At 39.1% G+C, this 16,518-nt stretch carries 13 protein-coding genes and 1 pseudogene; 11 read left to right on the top strand and 3 right to left on the bottom strand.

Going from position 1 to position 16,518, the window contains the following annotated elements:
• The first annotated feature begins 13 nt into the window (after positions 1 to 13).
• Positions 14 to 967: a 50S ribosomal protein L11 methyltransferase gene (gene prmA, locus D7I46_RS10595; RefSeq protein WP_120772845.1), complete on the top strand. Its 954-nt coding sequence runs from the start codon at positions 14 to 16 to the stop codon at positions 965 to 967.
• Between the two features lie 12 nt (positions 968 to 979).
• Here the strand turns inward: prmA and D7I46_RS10600 are convergent, their stop codons facing one another.
• Positions 980 to 1,789 carry an ABC transporter permease gene (locus tag D7I46_RS10600; RefSeq protein WP_120772846.1) on the bottom strand — a complete coding sequence of 270 codons (810 nt, stop codon included), beginning with the start codon at positions 1,787 to 1,789 and terminating at the stop codon, positions 980 to 982.
• Positions 1,790 to 1,855: 66 nt separating this feature from the next.
• Complete coding sequence (locus tag D7I46_RS10605; protein ID WP_120772847.1) at positions 1,856 to 2,785, bottom strand: ATP-binding cassette domain-containing protein; 930 nt, start codon at positions 2,783 to 2,785, stop codon at positions 1,856 to 1,858.
• 193 nt (positions 2,786 to 2,978) lie between these two features.
• Between D7I46_RS10605 and D7I46_RS10610 the strand changes: the two genes are divergently transcribed.
• The 3 genes from D7I46_RS10610 (at position 2,979) to D7I46_RS10620 (ending at position 6,951) form a co-directional block, all read left to right on the top strand.
• The gene (locus tag D7I46_RS10610) at positions 2,979 to 3,497 is read left to right on the top strand and encodes a MarR family winged helix-turn-helix transcriptional regulator (protein WP_120772848.1); all 519 of its coding nucleotides are present in this window, start codon (positions 2,979 to 2,981) and stop codon (positions 3,495 to 3,497) included.
• Positions 3,497 to 4,249, top strand: coding sequence for a 16S rRNA (uracil(1498)-N(3))-methyltransferase (locus D7I46_RS10615; RefSeq protein WP_120772849.1), 753 nt, complete (start codon positions 3,497 to 3,499; stop codon positions 4,247 to 4,249). Before D7I46_RS10610 ends, D7I46_RS10615 begins: the two co-directional genes overlap by 1 nt.
• 479 nt (positions 4,250 to 4,728) lie before the next feature.
• Positions 4,729 to 6,951, top strand: coding sequence for a RelA/SpoT family protein (locus D7I46_RS10620; RefSeq protein WP_120772850.1), 2,223 nt, complete (start codon positions 4,729 to 4,731; stop codon positions 6,949 to 6,951).
• Positions 6,952 to 7,017: 66 nt separating this feature from the next.
• On the opposite strand, the gene D7I46_RS10625 is transcribed toward D7I46_RS10620, so the two are convergent.
• A complete protein-coding gene (locus D7I46_RS10625) occupies positions 7,018 to 7,944 on the bottom strand; it encodes a glycosyltransferase family 2 protein (protein WP_120772851.1) in 927 nt (308 codons plus the stop codon).
• A 149-nt stretch (positions 7,945 to 8,093) separates the two neighbouring features.
• On the opposite strand from D7I46_RS10625, the gene dtd reads away from it, so the two are divergent.
• From dtd to D7I46_RS10660, 7 genes and pseudogenes are all read left to right on the top strand, one after another.
• Positions 8,094 to 8,546 carry a D-aminoacyl-tRNA deacylase gene (gene dtd / locus D7I46_RS10630; RefSeq protein WP_120772852.1) on the top strand — a complete coding sequence of 151 codons (453 nt, stop codon included), beginning with the start codon at positions 8,094 to 8,096 and terminating at the stop codon, positions 8,544 to 8,546.
• Positions 8,539 to 9,492 (top strand): TMEM175 family protein, encoded by a 954-nt coding sequence (locus D7I46_RS10635; protein ID WP_240424421.1) that lies wholly within the window; start codon positions 8,539 to 8,541, stop codon positions 9,490 to 9,492. Before dtd ends, D7I46_RS10635 begins: the two co-directional genes overlap by 8 nt.
• A gap of 1 nt (position 9,493) precedes the next feature.
• The gene (locus D7I46_RS10640; protein WP_120773355.1) at positions 9,494 to 10,126 is read left to right on the top strand and encodes an HAD family hydrolase; all 633 of its coding nucleotides are present in this window, start codon (positions 9,494 to 9,496) and stop codon (positions 10,124 to 10,126) included.
• A gap of 135 nt (positions 10,127 to 10,261) precedes the next feature.
• Positions 10,262 to 11,710, top strand: a complete 1,449-nt coding sequence (locus tag D7I46_RS10645; protein WP_120772853.1) for an APC family permease — start codon at positions 10,262 to 10,264, stop codon at positions 11,708 to 11,710.
• 118 nt (positions 11,711 to 11,828) lie between these two features.
• Positions 11,829 to 12,473 (top strand): lysophospholipid acyltransferase family protein, encoded by a 645-nt coding sequence (locus tag D7I46_RS10650; RefSeq protein WP_120772854.1) that lies wholly within the window; start codon positions 11,829 to 11,831, stop codon positions 12,471 to 12,473.
• A gap of 197 nt (positions 12,474 to 12,670) precedes the next feature.
• Complete coding sequence (gene secA, locus D7I46_RS10655) at positions 12,671 to 15,259, top strand: preprotein translocase subunit SecA (protein ID WP_120772855.1); 2,589 nt, start codon at positions 12,671 to 12,673, stop codon at positions 15,257 to 15,259.
• Between the two features lie 127 nt (positions 15,260 to 15,386).
• A pseudogene (locus D7I46_RS10660) lies at positions 15,387 to 16,423 on the top strand (3-deoxy-7-phosphoheptulonate synthase).
• Positions 16,424 to 16,518 lie beyond the last annotated feature (95 nt).

Raw genomic sequence — 16,518 nt, forward strand, 5'->3', positions numbered from 1 at the left:
GGAGAAGTAAGAAATGAACAACTGGAACAGTATTACGGTAAAAATCACACGAGCGGCTGAGGAGACGATTTCTGCTATTCTGATTGAGGTGGGCGCAGCGGGCGTGGAAATCAACGATAGCGCGGATTATTTGATGCATGAGGACCAATTTGGCGAAGTGTTGCCGTACGTGGAACAGTCAGATTTGGTGGAGGTAACGGCTTATTATCCTGAAAATCTGCCGATTGTCGAGCTGAAAGCGGATATTGAGCATAAAATCAGCGGTTTGAGCGAATTTTTCGATTTGACAGACCTGTCAGTACTGACAAATAACCTGTCAGAGACCAACTGGGCGGATGCCTGGAAGAAATATTTTGAGCCAGCACGCGTGACGCATGATTTGACGATTGTGCCGAGCTGGACGGAGGATTATCATGCGACTGATGGCGAAAAACTCATCAGGCTGGATCCTGGCATGGCGTTTGGCACGGGGACACACCCGACGACGAAGATGAGCCTGTATGCGCTGGAGCAGGTTTTGCGTGGCGGCGAGATGGTGCTTGATGTCGGGACGGGCTCAGGCGTGCTGTCCGTGGCGAGTGTGCTGCTGGGCGCTGCCGAGGTTCATGCTTACGATATTGACGAAGTCGCGGTGCGCGTGGCGTTGGAGAATATCCAGCTCAATGCCGACTATGAGAAAATCTATGTTTCGGCGAATAATTTGCTGGAAAATGTCACGCAAGAAGCCGATGTCATCGTGGCAAATATTCTAGCGGACATTCTCGTGCTGATGACTGAGGATGCTTACCGACTGGTCAAACCTGAGGGTTATTTGATTATGAGCGGCATTATCGCTGAAAAAGCGGACATGGTCATTGCAAGTGCTGAAAATGCTGGATTTTTCCTTGAAACACGTATGACACAGGGAGAGTGGAATTGCGTGATTTTCAAGAAAACGGAAAACCGTGAAGGTGTAATTGGGGGATAAAAAAGCCTAAACTTAGGCTTTTTTATTGTAGACAAGAATTGTAAGGGGAGCCATGACAACAACGATAGCTAGGCTGATGAGAATTACCATAAAAGCATCATGACCAAAGGTTCCGTGATTGACCATTTCTTTAAAAGCATTGATTAAAAATGTAATTGGATTAGCATTGGCAAAGTGTTGCAACCATTTGGGTAAACTACTAATTGGTACAAAAGCAGAAGACAAGAAAGTTAACCCCATTGTCAGTGGCATGGAAATCCCTGAGATTGTCGCTGCAGATTTAATCAAAAGTCCAACCATAGCAAAAATCCAGCTAAGTGCCCAAGTTGCAAAGATTACAAGGAGGATGCCAGCAAATAGCCAACTATATCCAGCTGTGGGGCGCCAACCGAGTGCAAGTCCAGTTATTACCGATACAACTGCAGCAATGGCATATCGCAGTATGTCAGCTATTAAAAGTCCTGCAAATGGAGAAATTCTAGCAATTGGTAGTGACCGAAAGCGGTCGAATACACCTGTTTCCATGTCCTCACGAAGTTGTACCCCAGTACCAGATGAAGCGTTAATAAGAGTTTGGATAAGAATTCCAGGGACAATCGTGACAAGGTAAGTTTTGAAGTTACCTGCAATAGCGCCACCGAAAATATAAGTAAAAAGTACCATAAAGAAAATCGGCATACCGACAACATCAAAGAGTTGTTCGGGATTGTGTCGAGTCTTAGCAAAAGCACGTCCTGCCATAATCCAACTGTCATGAATAATAGACGAGATATAACTTTTGCGTTTTTGAGTAGCTGGTATGAGTTTTGTGGTTACTTGCATTTTAATTCTTCTTTCTATTTGTATTAATCTTTGTCGTTAATTTTAAACGAGTTTCTCTATCCTATCTTAGTTTCCTGTTACTTCTAAAAATACCTCATCAAGCGTTGGCTTTCTTACAGAGAAGGATGCTAAGCGTATGTGTGCTTCATCAAATGATGTGAGCAAGTCCGTCATAGCTGATGTATTTTTCATTGGGAGTGAGAGCGTGTTTTGTTCGGGGAGCATATTTGCTTCAAGGCCAAACTTACTGGTGATTAGACTTTGTGCATCAGGAATATCTTTGCTATCTTCTAAAGACAGCTCAAAGAGTGTTGGAGCGAGTGTTTCTTTGAGTTCATTTGGTGTACCCTCAGCAATGAGTTTACCACGGTCAATGATAGCAATCTTGTCAGCGAGTTGGTCCGCTTCCTCCAAATATTGAGTCGTTAACAGCAGAGTAGAACCATTTGCAACAAGTTCACGAATCGTCGTCCACATTTCACCACGGGTGCGAGGGTCAAGTCCTGTGGTTGGTTCATCAAGAAAGACAAGTTTTGGGCGTGCAATCAAACTGACGGCAAGGTCAAGTCGTCGTTTCATGCCACCAGAGAATGTTTTGAGTTGTTTGTGAGCGGCAGAGCTCAGAGAAAATTGCTCAAGAAGCTCTATACCACGAGCCTTAGCGGTCCTTTTATTTAAACCGTTGAGCCGACCGAAAATCGTTAGATTTTCAAAGGCAGTTAAATTTTCATCAACTGTGGCATCTTGCCCTGTCAAACCTATAATTTGACGGACAGACGCACTATTTGTTGCAACATTATGTCCGAAAATATGTGCAGAACCGCTAGAAATAGAGGTCAGTGTGGAAAGCATCCGCAGGAGAGTTGATTTTCCTGCACCATTGGGACCGAGAATGGCGAATATTTCGCCTTCATTGACTGTGAGGGAGATTCCTTTCACAGCTGTCTTGCCTTTAAAGTCTTTGCGGATGTTTTGAGTTTGAATTGCTATAGTCATTGTTCAAAATAGGAGTTCGTTTGTCCGACTGATAAAATTTAGGAAATATCAAGTAGAGAAGAGCGAACTCAATTCCTTTCTTAAGTTAGTAAGGATACCTTACAAAAAATATTATAAGGTATCCTGATTAAGTTGTCAAGAAAAAAGTTCGGTACCCTGATAATATTTTAAAAAAATATGGTAAAATAAAGTTATGAATAAAATAGAAGAAAGAAATTTAACAAAAAATTTTATGGAATATACCCAGCTTATGTACTGGGTTGCCCGTAAAAAAATGAGTTTCCGTAAGCAGGTCGGTACGCGTCTTAACCGAATGGTCGGTCAAGGGCAGATTTTGGGAATTTTAGAGGAGGAGTCACCGATTTCTCAAAGAGACCTTGTTGCTAGACTTGATATGAAACCTCAGTCAGCAAGTGAGATTATCAGAAAACTTGAGAAAAAAGGACTGATTAGCCGATGGCAGTCTCCAGAAGATAAGCGAGTTTATATTGTGTCGTTGACTCCTGCGGGTGAGAAGGAAATTGACCAGTTTGATGAGTTTGTTGATGTTAGTCCTATTTTGCTTGAGGGATTAGATGATGATGAAAAGGTGGAACTGATGCGATTGATTCAGAAGATGAGAACTTCGCTTGATGCTCAGGTTGAGAAAGAAGGGGGTAAGCTGCGGGGACAATATCAGCGGTTTGCTCGGAATCCAAAAGAGGCGGAATAATGGCAAATCAATACTTTGTATTTCGTGAACTGCCTGAACTCAACACGACATTCACGATTGAAAATGAAGCAGTAGTGCATCATATTTTTACTGTCATGCGCGCACAGGCAGGAGAAAAGTTGCAGCTGGTCTTTGACGGTGGAAAAGTTGCTTTAGCGGAGGTTATTAGTCCTGAAGAGCGTTCGGTCAAACTAACAGAAATCCTGTCAGCACTGACGGAGTTGCCAATAGAAGTCACTGTTGCAGTTGGTTTTCCAAAAGCGGATAAGTTAGATTTTATTACAGAAAAAGCGACAGAGCTCGGTGCAGCAGCGATATGGGCGGCACCTTTCAAATGGTCGGTTGTCAAATATGACCACAAAAAATTGACGAAAAAGCAAGACAAGCTAGAAAAAATAACACTCGGAGCGGCGGAACAATCAAGGCGACAAATCTTGCCAGAAATCAAACTTTTTGATCAGCTGTCAGTACTGACAGAAAAGTTTTCTGAATTTGACAGCGTGCTGATTGCTTACGAAGAATCCGCTAAAGCTGGCGAAAAAGCAGCCTTTCATCAGGCGCTAACAGAGTTACCCAAAGGTCAAAAATTGCTCATTATTTTTGGACCAGAAGGTGGTATTGCCCCAGAAGAGATCGAAAAGTTTGAGCAGCTTGGCGCTCGCAAAATCGGTCTAGGCCCGCGTATCATGCGAGCCGAGACAGCACCGCTTTATGCGCTGTCAGTAATTTCTGCTTATTTTGAATTACTATAGGTAATCCGTTGTAAAAACTAACAATGGATTGCTGTTGCGGTCTAACTTCAAGAGGCCAGAATAGTGCCATGTGTATTGTATAGTTGAGGCATTATAAAAAGTCTCTATCCCATACTCGTTCTGACGATAAATCCTACCCGAACAAGATTTATCAACATAAGTGTGTGCTATTTCTTATATTAAAATAAGCGTGGATTCTGATGTCGCTTGGTTTTTATAAGTTTCTTTTAGAAGCTAAAATTTGCGTAAACGCAAACTACTTTTTGCGCTAGCACAAGGCAGTATAGTTGAAATAGTATAATTTTTAGTTTTAAAAGTTGAGAAATTTAGACTTTTTCTTGCACAAGACTTGTAAATCTTTAGATTAAGCTTCAAATATGATAAAATGGTTTAAACAAAAATCAAGGAGGAAAGCTAGTCATCCCGAATCACGATGAAAAATAAGAAATCTAAGTGAAAAATAACTAGTATTTAAAATTATGCCTTCAGAACCAGTCTTGACCGGTGCAGAAGTTGTTAATATCTGTGCTGAATATATGAATGAAAAAGACCTTTTGCTGGTGCAGAAGGCATTACAGTGCGCATCTATTGCTCACGCAGACCAATATCGTGCTTCTGGTGAGGCTTATTTTGTCCACCCTACACAAGTTGCAGGTATTTTAGCGAAATTAAAACTTGATGCAGTAACGGTATCTTGTGGTTTTTTACATGACGTTGTGGAAGATACTAATTTTACTCAAGCTGACTTGCAGGAACTTTTTGGCGACGAAATTGCAGAAATTGTAGATGGTGTTACAAAACTTGGTAAAGTAGAGTATAAATCACACGAAGAACAATTAGCAGAGAACCATCGTAAGATGTTGATGGCGATGAGCAAAGATATTCGTGTTATTCTTGTCAAGCTTGCTGACCGTCTGCATAATATGCGAACGCTTAAACATTTACGTCCAGATAAACAAAAGCGCATTTCTCGTGAAACGATGGAAATTTATGCTCCGCTGGCTCATCGTTTAGGGATTGCCAGTATCAAATGGGAATTAGAAGATTTAGCTTTTCGTTATCTGGAAGAAGCGGAATTTTATCGTATCCGTGGTCTAATGAATGAAAAACGTGCAGCGCGTGAAGAATTGGTATCAGAAGTAATCAGAAAGCTCCATGAACGTGTCGAAAAAGCAGGCGTTGATGCTGAGATTTATGGTCGTCCAAAACATATTTATAGCATTTATCGTAAAATGCACGATAAGAAAAAACGTTTTGATGAAATTTATGATTTGATTGCAATCCGTTGTATTACTGAAACGACAAGTGATGTTTACACGACTCTAGGCTATATCCATGACCTCTGGAAACCTATGCCAGGACGTTTTAAAGACTACATTGCTAACCCTAAAGCAAATGGTTATCAGTCTGTCCATACAACGGTTTACGGACCAAAAGGTCCAATGGAATTTCAAATTAGAACACGCGAAATGCACCAAATCGCAGAATTTGGGGTTGCAGCTCACTGGGCTTACAAACAGGGGCGTAAAGCAAAAGTTGATGTCCATGAAATTTCTGAAACTTTAAATTGGATTCATGAACTCGTTGAGCTTCGTGAAGAAGCAGGCGATTCTGCTGAAGATTTTGTAAAAGCAGTGCAGGAAGATATTTTATCTGATAAAATTTATGTTTTCACGCCAAATGGTGAAGTTCAAGAGCTTCCTCGTGGTTCTGGTCCGATTGACTTTGCCTATGCTATCCATACAAAAGTTGGCGATCATGCCACTGGTGCAAAAGTGAATGGTCGAATGAAGCCTTTATCCGTGCAGTTGAAAACGGGTGACCGAGTTGAGATTATCACGAGTTCAAGCTCTTTTGGTCCAAGTCGTGACTGGATTAATCTTGTCAAAACAAATAAAGCGCGAAATAAAATCAAACAATTTTTCAAAAATCAAGATAAGGAACTTTCCGTCAATAAGGGGCGTGAGATGTTACAAGATGCACTATTAGAGAGTGGTTTTGTTCCTAATCAGTACCTAGATAAGAAACACTTTGATGAATTATTCAACAAGATGAGTTATCGTAACGCAGATGCACTCTATGCAGCAATTGGTTTTGGGGAACTTTCACCAATTACGGTTGCCAATCGTTTGACTGAGTCAGAACGGCGGCAAGCTGAACGAGCGAAGCAAAAAGCAGAAGCTGAAGAGTTGATGAAAGGCGAAGTCAAGCGCGAAACAAATAAAAATGTCATGAAAGTCCGTCATGATGGGGGTGTGAGTGTTTCTGGTATTGATAGCTTGCTTGTACGCATTGCCAAATGTTGTAATCCTGTTCCAGGCGATGATATTGTTGGTTATATCACGAAAGGACGAGGTGTTTCAGTCCATCGAGCGGATTGTCAAAATGTGCGGAACATGGAAGATTTTGAGCAACGTCTTGTTGAAGTTGAGTGGGATGAATCCGAAAATCTTACGAAAGAATATGTTGCAAATATTGATGTTTATGGTTTTAACCGTCCAGGTCTTTTGAATGATGTGATGCAAGTGTTGTCCAATTCAACAAAAAATCTAATTTCAATCAATGCCCAACCAACCAAAGATAAAAAAATGGCAAATATCCATATTGCTTTGGGTATCAAAAATTTATCTGAGCTTACAACAGTTGTAGATAAGATTAAGATGACACCAGATGTTTATTCTGTTAAACGTACAAACGCATAAATAAAAGAGTTTAGGACTTCCTAAACTCTTTTATTTTGCTTATCTTAAAAGTAGTACATTCGTAAATTAGTATAAATTTGTTTCTTTAATGATATAGTTGGGACGTTTTTTAGTTTCGAGAAAAATTTTAGCAATATATTTTCCTATGATTCCCAAAGAAAGAAGTTGTAATCCACCTAAAAGCAGGATGAGTACGATTAAGGTGGGAAATCCTTGCACAGGGTCGCCGAAAATTAAAGTTTTTATAATGTAAAAAATACCTAAAACAAGGGAGATGAAGAAACTAAGGACTCCTACAAATGTGGCAATATTTAAAGGAGCTTCTGAAAAATTCATTAAACCATCGATGGAATAACTGAGTAATTCTCGAAAAGTCCAAGAGGTTTTGCCGGCACTTCTTTCATGATTGGGATATTCAAGATAGGCCACATTGTAGCCTACCCAAGCAAAAAGACCCTTGGAAAACCGATTATTTTCTTCCAATGTTAAAATACTGTTTACAACCTGACGTGTCATTAAGCGGAAGTCACGAACACCATCAACAATGGGTGTACTTGAAATTTTGTTGAATGTTTTATAAAACAAGCGAGATAAAGATGAGATAATAAAGGGTTCACCTTGACGAGAAATTCTGCGTGTGCCTACAACATCGTATCCTTCAAGGATTTTATCATACATTTGAGTCAGGAGTTCAGGGGGATCCTGAAGGTCAACATCCATGATAGTAACAAAAGATTCGTGTGTAGCTTGCAAGCCTGCTAGTAGAGCGGCTTCTTTCCCAAAGTTTCTGGAAAAACTGATATAGTTGATATTTTTTTCTTGAAGCGCTAATTTCTTAATAATAGAAAGGGTATTGTCTTTAGAACCATCATTTACGAAGTAAAAAGTTTTCTTGAGCTGAAGGGAAGCCGTTTTTTTATTGACTGCTTTGATGAAAAGTTCAATGGTTTCTTCTTCATTGTATACTGGGACAATAATTGCTAGTTCTTCCATGAGCTTCTCCTTTAGAAGTTAAATCTACTACATATCAATATAAAAAAGTTATAGAATTTTGATATAAAATGACGTACTCTTATTAATACGATATTACCTAAAGACAGTCCGTCTGTCAAGAATTCTTTGCACTATGGTAAAATGAAAATATGAAAATTGTAATTCAACGTGTAAAATCAGCTTCTGTCAGTATTGACAGAGATGTTGTCAGTAAAATTTCTCAAGGGTTGTTACTTTTGGTTGGCGTGGAAGATGCCGATACCGAGTTTGATTTAGATTATGCGGTGCGCAAAATCACACAGATGAGGATTTTTTCTGATAGTAATGACAAGATGAATTTGTCAGTACAGGATATTAAAGGAGAGATTTTGTCTATCTCTCAATTCACCTTGTATGCTGAAACAAAAAAGGGAAATCGCCCGAGTTTTAGCGCTGCAGGGCAGCCAGATTTTGCTCAACAGATGTACGAAAAATTTGATAAAAAGTTAACCCAAATTGTCCCCACGCAGGCAGGGGTTTTTGGAGCAGATATGCAAGTTGAGTTGATTAATGATGGACCTGTCACGATTATTTTAGATACGAAAGAGGCGCGTCATGGCTGATGAACAAAAGATTACTGATGAAAAGCTGTCAGCATCTGCTCAACATGAGAAAAATGCTGACAAATCGTTTGATGAAGCTGAAAATGCCCAACATTTACTGACAGATGTGCAACAAGTTACTGACAGAAAGTTGTCAGTAAATAAAAAAGCAGAATTTGACAATAAACGCCAAGCGGAAGCTTTCAAGAAGCTATCCAATAATGAAGAACTTCGTATTGCGAGGCAAGAACTGAAAGATGAGTTTTTGGATTCTCATCCGCGTTACGCCTCAATGTCTGAGGATGAACTTGGCAAGGAGATGCAAAAGCATAGCATTGAGGAAGACAAGATTCGTAAGCAGAAACTCCGTAATCATATTGAAACTTTTTCAGACGGAGTGATTGCGGTTATCATCACGATTATGCTACTAGAAATTCCGATGCCTACTACTGACGGTGGATATTGGAACTTTCTGTCAGCAGTTGGTATTTTCTTGGTCAGTTTTATTGTGATTGCAAATTTTTGGTTCAATCATCACAAAACTTTTGCGATTACTGAGCAGATTACTGAAGGGGTGATTGTTCAAGATTTTATTTTTATGGGCTTGCTTAGTCTTATTCCGCTGCTGACAAAGTGGATTATGGTACAGCCTACAAGTTTTTCGGCAATTAATTATGGGATGATTGTGTTGTTTATTCTTGTTCAACAAGAACTTTTGAGTCGCTCAATCATGCGTGAGCATTTTCATCATATGCCGAAGACATTTCATTTTTGGCAGAAGATTTGGGCAAGTCGGTTGATTTTTACTTTACTTGTTAATGTTGTAATTACAATCATTGCGGTTGCTTTTCCAGATTATGGGCATTGGCTATTTATTGTTGTCCCAATCTTTAACTTTTTCTTCAGAATGTGGGGAGATAAAGGTCAACAACTTCAACCTAACGGTGGATTGAGAGGTATTGAATAAAATGATAAAAGCAATTATATTTGATCTTGGTGGTGTAATTATTGACTTGGGATTTGAACGAATGACTAAGCGCTTTGAAGAGCTGGGTATTGAAGACTTTGGTCAATATTTTACTCCTAAAAGTCAAGTTGATTTCTTTGAAGATTTAGAGCTTGGCTTGATTGAACCTGAGGAATTCTATGATAAGTTTCGTCAGCATACTGACAGTGAGCTAACAGATGCTGTCATTGAAGAAACATGGAATCTTATTCTTAAAGACTTTGATAAACAGCGCATGGCTTTACTGACAGAGCTGTCAGCAAATTATTCACTCTATCTTTTTTCAAATACCAATGCGATTCATGCGAAATGTTTTGAGAAAAGATGTTTAGAACAAACAGGTCATCATTTAGAGCACTATTTCACAACGCTTTATTATTCTCATGAGTTGCACCTCAGAAAACCAACGGTAGAAAGTTTTAAAAAAGTGCTTCATCATGCAAATCTTGCTGCTCATGAAACACTTTTCATTGATGATAATGAAGAAAATATCAAAGGTGCTCAAAAAACTGGCTTGAAAACTTATCATTTACAAACACCAGAACAGCTCACAGATATTGATTTTACAGAACTTCTATCTAAATACGATAATTGATAAAAAGTAAAATATCTTACGGCATTAGCTACACCTTTTTTGCATACATTTAATTCTTGACAATTGTCTGACAATTCGATAAAATATAATCTATTGAAATTATTTTATTAAAAATTCAGACAAAAGGGAGTTATCATGGGTTTTATGAAAAAAGCTGATTTCCAGCTTTACCAAGATGCAGATAAACATTATGAACAGGTTCTCGGTACACGCGATTTTCTTGCGCTAGGTGTTGGGACGATTATTTCAACTTCAATTTTTACTTTACCAGGACAAGTCGCGGCGCAATTCGCTGGGCCTGGTGTTGTTTTCTCATATTTGATCGCAGCAGTAGTGGCAGGATTTGTGGCTTTTGCTTACGCTGAAATGTCAACAGTAATGCCACTTGCAGGTTCAGCATATTCATGGATTTCAGTGTTGTTTGGAGAGGGCTTTGGTTGGATAGCAGGTTGGGCATTACTCGCCGAATACTTTATCGCCGTTGCTTTTGTTGGTGCAGGATTCTCTGCAAATTTCCAACAGTTGCTTGCACCGCTAGGCTTTCATTTGCCAGCGGTTCTAGCAAATCCTTTTGGGACAAACGGTGGAGTTGTTGATATCATTTCTTTTCTTGTTATTTTGATTTCAGCTCTGATTGTTTTTAGAGGGGCTTCCGATGCGGGGAAAGTCAGTCAAGTTCTTGTTGTGCTTAAAGTTGCGGCTGTTATTGCTTTTATTATTGTTGGTATTACAGCAATTCACCCATCAAATTATCATCCATTTATTCCCCCTCATAATCCGAAAACAGGTTTTGGTGGTTTCTCAGGTATTTGGTCAGGGGTTTCAATGATTTTTCTTGCTTACATTGGTTTTGACTCTATTGCGGCGAATTCGGCTGAGGCGAAAAATCCGAAAAAGACGATGCCACGTGGAATTCTTGGTTCTCTCCTTATCGCGGTTGCTCTTTTTGCTGCTGTTACCCTAGTTCTTGTTGGAATGCACCGTTATTCAGCCTATGAAGGCAATGCTGCACCAGTTGGTTGGGCGCTTCAACAGTCAGGATATTCAGTCCTTTCAGAAATTGTGACAATTATTGCTCTTGCAGGGATGTTTGTTGCATTGCTTGGTATGGTTCTTGCAGGTTCACGTTTAATTTATGCTTTTGGACGTGATGGTCTTTTACCTAAAGGACTGGGCAAAATGAACAAAAAACATCTTCCAGCAAATGGAGTTTGGGCGTTGTCAATTGTTGCGATTATCATTGGTGCATTTTTCCCCTTTGCCTTTCTGGCTCAATTGATTTCAGCGGGGACGCTTATCGCATTTATGTTTGTGTCGCTTGGTATTTATTCATTACGCCGTCGCGAGGGCAAAGATTTGCCTAAAGCAGCATACAAAATGCCACTTTATCCAGTTCTTCCAGCTCTTGGTTTCATTGGTTCAGCCTTTATCTTTTGGGATTTAGATGCTAATGCAAAAATTTATGCTGGTTTGTGGTTCTTAGTCGGTCTTGTAATCTACTTCTTTTACGGTCGAAGAAATAGTAAGAATTTGGAAACTGAAAAAAGTAAAGAAAATATTGAAGGCGTAGGAACATTAAATTAAGTCCCTCTTTTAAAATAGTCTCTCAACTCACTAGTTGAGGGATTATTTATTGCCAAAATCGCCAAAATGAGTTAAAATAGGCAAGTCTTATCTTTAAAGAAATGGAAATATAAACTTTATGAAAGAGTATGAAAAACAGCACCACGGCTTTTACGTTTTTTTGCGCAATCTAGTTGCGTTCTTGCTATTTATACTTAATGGTCGTAGTAAATATTACAACGTTGACAGAATTCCAAAGAACGAGAACTATATTTTGGTTGCTCCTCATCGCATGGCGTGGGAACCTGTATGGTTTGCTTTTGCGACACGACCAAAACAGTTCATCTTTATGGCAAAGAAAGAACTATTTGAACATAAATTTGGTGGTTGGTGGATTAAAATGTGTGGCGCATTCCCTGTTGACCGCAATAATCCAGGGACAAAACCGATTAAACACGCTGTGAAAATGCTTAAAGAATCAAATAAATCTATGATTATGTTTCCTTCGGGAAGTCGGCATAGTTCAGAAATGAAAGGTGGAGTGGCGCTCATTGCTAAGATGGCAAATGTTCGTATTGTACCTGCTGTCTACCAAGGACCTCTCACAATGAAAGGTGTTTTCAAGCGTCAGAAAGTTGCGATTAACTTCGGAGAGCCAATTGATATTTCTGATATAAAAAAAGCAAATGCAGAAGGAATTGAAGAAGTCAATCGTCGTATGGAAGAAGCGTTTGCTGCTCTTGATAAAGAACTTAATCCAAATTTCCACTATGAAGTGAAATAAGCGATTGATGTTATATCATTCACTTGTGCATTACTTTTTTATGAGAAAAATAAATAATAAAATCGAATTTTTTCAGAAATTCGATTTTTGATTATTAATTGTGTTTAAGTACCCATAATAAAAGATTTCAATTTGTAAAAATTTGAGAAAAATGTTAAAATTAAAGGAAGTATCTACTTATTACTGAAAGAGAAAATATGCCAAATATCATTCGAAAATTTGTCGAAAATGACAAAAAAGAGCTAAAAAAACTTAATAAAATGGCGCTCAAGGTTGAATCATTTGCTGATGAAATGGAGCATTTGACTGATGAGCAATTAAAAGCTAAAACTCAAGAATTTAAAGAACGTGTCGAAAAAGGTGAGGAGCTGGACGATTTACTTTATGAATCATTTGCTGTTTGTCGTGAAGCGGCACGGCGTGTTCTCGGTCTTTATCCATTCCATGTGCAAATCATGGGTGGGATTGTCCTTCACAATGGTGACGTTCCTGAAATGCGTACAGGTGAAGGTAAAACTTTGACGGCTACTATGCCAGTTTATCTCAACGCTTTGTCTGGCAAGGGAGTTCACGTTGTTACAGTCAATGAATACTTAGCAACACGTGACATGACTGAGATGGGAGAGCTTTATAGTTGGCTTGGGCTTACTGTAGGATTGAACTTAAATTCAAAATCTCCAGAAGAAAAGCGTGAAGCATATAATTGTGACATCACTTACTCAACTTCTGCTGAACTTGGTTTTGATTACTTGCGTGACAATATGGTAACACGTGCGGAAGACATGGTTCAAAAACCGCTTAACTACGCCCTTGTCGATGAAGTTGACTCTATTTTGGTCGATGAAGCAAGGACGCCTTTGATTATTTCAGGTCAAGCGGAATCTTCATCTGCCCTTTATTATCGTGCAGACCAATTTGCAAAACAACTCAAAGGTCAAAACTTGAATATCGCTACTTCTGACTACGAAGAAGGAGATGATTACAAGATTGACTTACAATCTAAAACAATTTCTTTGACTGAAGAAGGGATTGATAAAGCCGAGAAATTCTTTGTGATTGATAATCTTTATGATATGGAAAATGTTGCACTTACTCACTTTGTGGATAATGCGCTTCGTGCAAACTATATCATGCTTCATGATATTGATTATATGGTGGATGAAAATCAAGAAGTCTTGATTATTGATCAATTTACAGGACGGACTATGCCGGGACGTCGCTATTCTGATGGGCTTCATCAAGCAATCGAAGCAAAAGAGGCTGTTCCTATTCAGGATGAGTCTAAGACGATGGCATCAATCACGATTCAGAACTACTTCCGTATGTATAAGAAGTTGTCTGGTATGACAGGGACAGCAAAAACGGAAGAAGAAGAATTCCGTGAAATTTATAACATTCAAATTACGCCAATTCCAACGAACCGACCGGTCAAGCGTATGGACCACCCAGACTTACTTTATCCAACTTTAGAGTCTAAATTTAAAGCTGTTGTAGATGATATTAAACGTCGTCATGCCGAAGGTCAGCCTATTTTGATTGGTACAGTTGCGGTTGAAACTTCTGAATTAATTTCTAAGAAATTGGTTGAGGCAAAAATTCCGCATGAAGTGTTGAATGCAAAAAACCATTTCCGTGAAGCACAAATTATCATGAACGCTGGGCAACAAGGGGCTGTAACCATTGCAACTAATATGGCTGGTCGGGGAACTGATATTAAGCTTGGTCCTGGTGTAATAGACCATGCAGACCCTGAATTTCAAGGTCTTGCAGTTATTGGTACGGAGCGTCATGAAAGTCGCCGTATTGATAATCAGTTGCGTGGACGTTCTGGTCGTCAAGGAGACCCTGGTGTTTCTCAGTTTTATCTTTCTCTTGAAGATGATTTGATGAAACGTTTTGGTTCTGAGCGTGTTTCGGCCTTCCTTGACCGCATGAGAATTTCTGGTGAAGATGCTGTGATTAAGTCCGGCTTGATTACTCGTCAAATCGAGAGTTCGCAAAAACGTGTCGAAGGAAATAACTATGACAGTCGTAAGCAAGTTTTGCAATATGATGATGTGATTCGTGAGCAACGTGAAGTGATTTATGCGCAACGGTACAGCGTTATCATGGCGAAAGAAGATATGTCATCGGAATTGATGGGTATGTTTAAACGTGCAATTGAGCGACAAGTAGATGGTCATGCGATTGCCGGTAACCTAAAAGACGAAGAAACCTTGATGAATCTTCTCCAAACCGTACAAAATACCATGTTGCCAGAGGATGCAATTGAGTTGTCAGAACTGACAGGTTTGTCAGCGCAAGCTATGAAAGATTTGATTTTTGAGAAAGTCAAAGTTCGTTATGCCTCACAAATGGAGAAATTATCGGATGCTGATCGTCAACTAGAGTTTCAACGTGCAGTTATCTTACGTGTTGTTGATAACAATTGGTCGGAACATATTGACCAACTTGACCAAATGCGTCAATCTGTTGGTTTGCGTGGCTATGCTCAAAATAATCCGATTGTTGAATATCAAGAAGAATCTTATAAGATGTTCAACGATATGATTGGTGCGATTGAGTTTGAGATTACTCGTTTGATGATGAAAGCTCAAATTCAACCACAAACGGCAATACGTCAAGAGGCACCTCGTGCAATGACAACAGCATCACAAGGAAATATTACTTCTGTCAGCACTGACAATGGTGAAAACCCATTTGCAAATGTGGGGCGTAATGACCTTTGCCCTTGCGGTTCTGGTAAGAAATTTAAAAATTGTCATGGACGTGCACATATTGCTTAAAGGTTATTGACAGATTTTTTGTCAGTACTGACGATATTAGTTTTGCAGGTATTTTCAAAAATTTTGATACAATAATAAGAAGCGCCCTTAGGGGCGCTTGATTTGAATAAAGAGGATTTAGAAAATTATGACTTTTAAAGAGATAAGTCCCAAAATAAATATTGATGCCATTAAAATGTTGGGTCATCTGAATAGTGAACAACAGGCAAAAAAAATTAAACGGGATAAGGAGTTGGAAGCTATCATCAAAGGAGATGATGAGCGCCTTCTCTTAATTATTGGCCCTTGTTCTTCAGATAATGAAGAAGCTGTTCTTGAATATGCACGTCGCCTTGCAAAGCTGCAAGAAGAAGTAAAAGATAAAATCTTTATGGTGATGCGTGTCTATACGGCAAAACCTCGGACAAATGGTGATGGTTATAAAGGGTTGATTCACGAACCTGATGCAGATGGGCATACTGACCTTATCAATGGAATTAAGATGGTGCGTGATTTGCACTATAAAGTCATTACAGAAACAGGTTTGACGACTGCAGATGAGATGCTTTATCCCGAAAATCTGAGAATGGTAGATGATTTGGTGAGCTACCATGCGGTAGGAGCACGTTCGGTGGAAAATCAACAGCACCGATTTGTCGCCAGTGGTATTGATGCGCCAACGGGGATGAAAAATCCGACTTCTGGTAATTTAAAAGTGATGTTTAATGGTGTTTATGCTGCACAACAACCACAAGATTTTCTTTTTGGACTTGCAGAAGTACAAACTCCAGGTAATCCATTAGCTCATATCATTCTTCGGGTGGACAAGATGAGAATGGAAAATATCATCCAAATTACTACACAGATAATCTCTTGGAAACGATAGACTTATACGAAAAGATGGGACTAAAAAATCCATTTGTTGTGATTGATACAAACCATGACAACTCAGGGAAAAAATATATGGAACAGATTCGTATTGTGCGTCAAACTTTGGTCAATCGCGATTGGGATGAAAAAATTCACAAATATGTTCGTGGTTTTATGATTGAGTCTTATCTTGAAGATGGACGTCAAGATCGTCCGGATGTTTTTGGAAAGTCCATTACAGATCCATGTCTTGGTTGGGAAAAAACAGAAGACTTGGTTAAAGAAATTTATAATGCAGAATCGAATAACTACTAAATGATTTAAAAAATAATTCTGTCAGTACTGATAGAATTATTTTTTTGTAAATAAAGTTTGTTAAATTTAACACATGATGAATGCTGATGTTGAGG

Origin of the sequence: Lactococcus allomyrinae (assembly GCF_003627095.1) — a bacterium.
In the GTDB taxonomy this organism is placed as follows: Bacteria; Bacillota; Bacilli; order Lactobacillales; family Streptococcaceae; genus Lactococcus; species Lactococcus allomyrinae.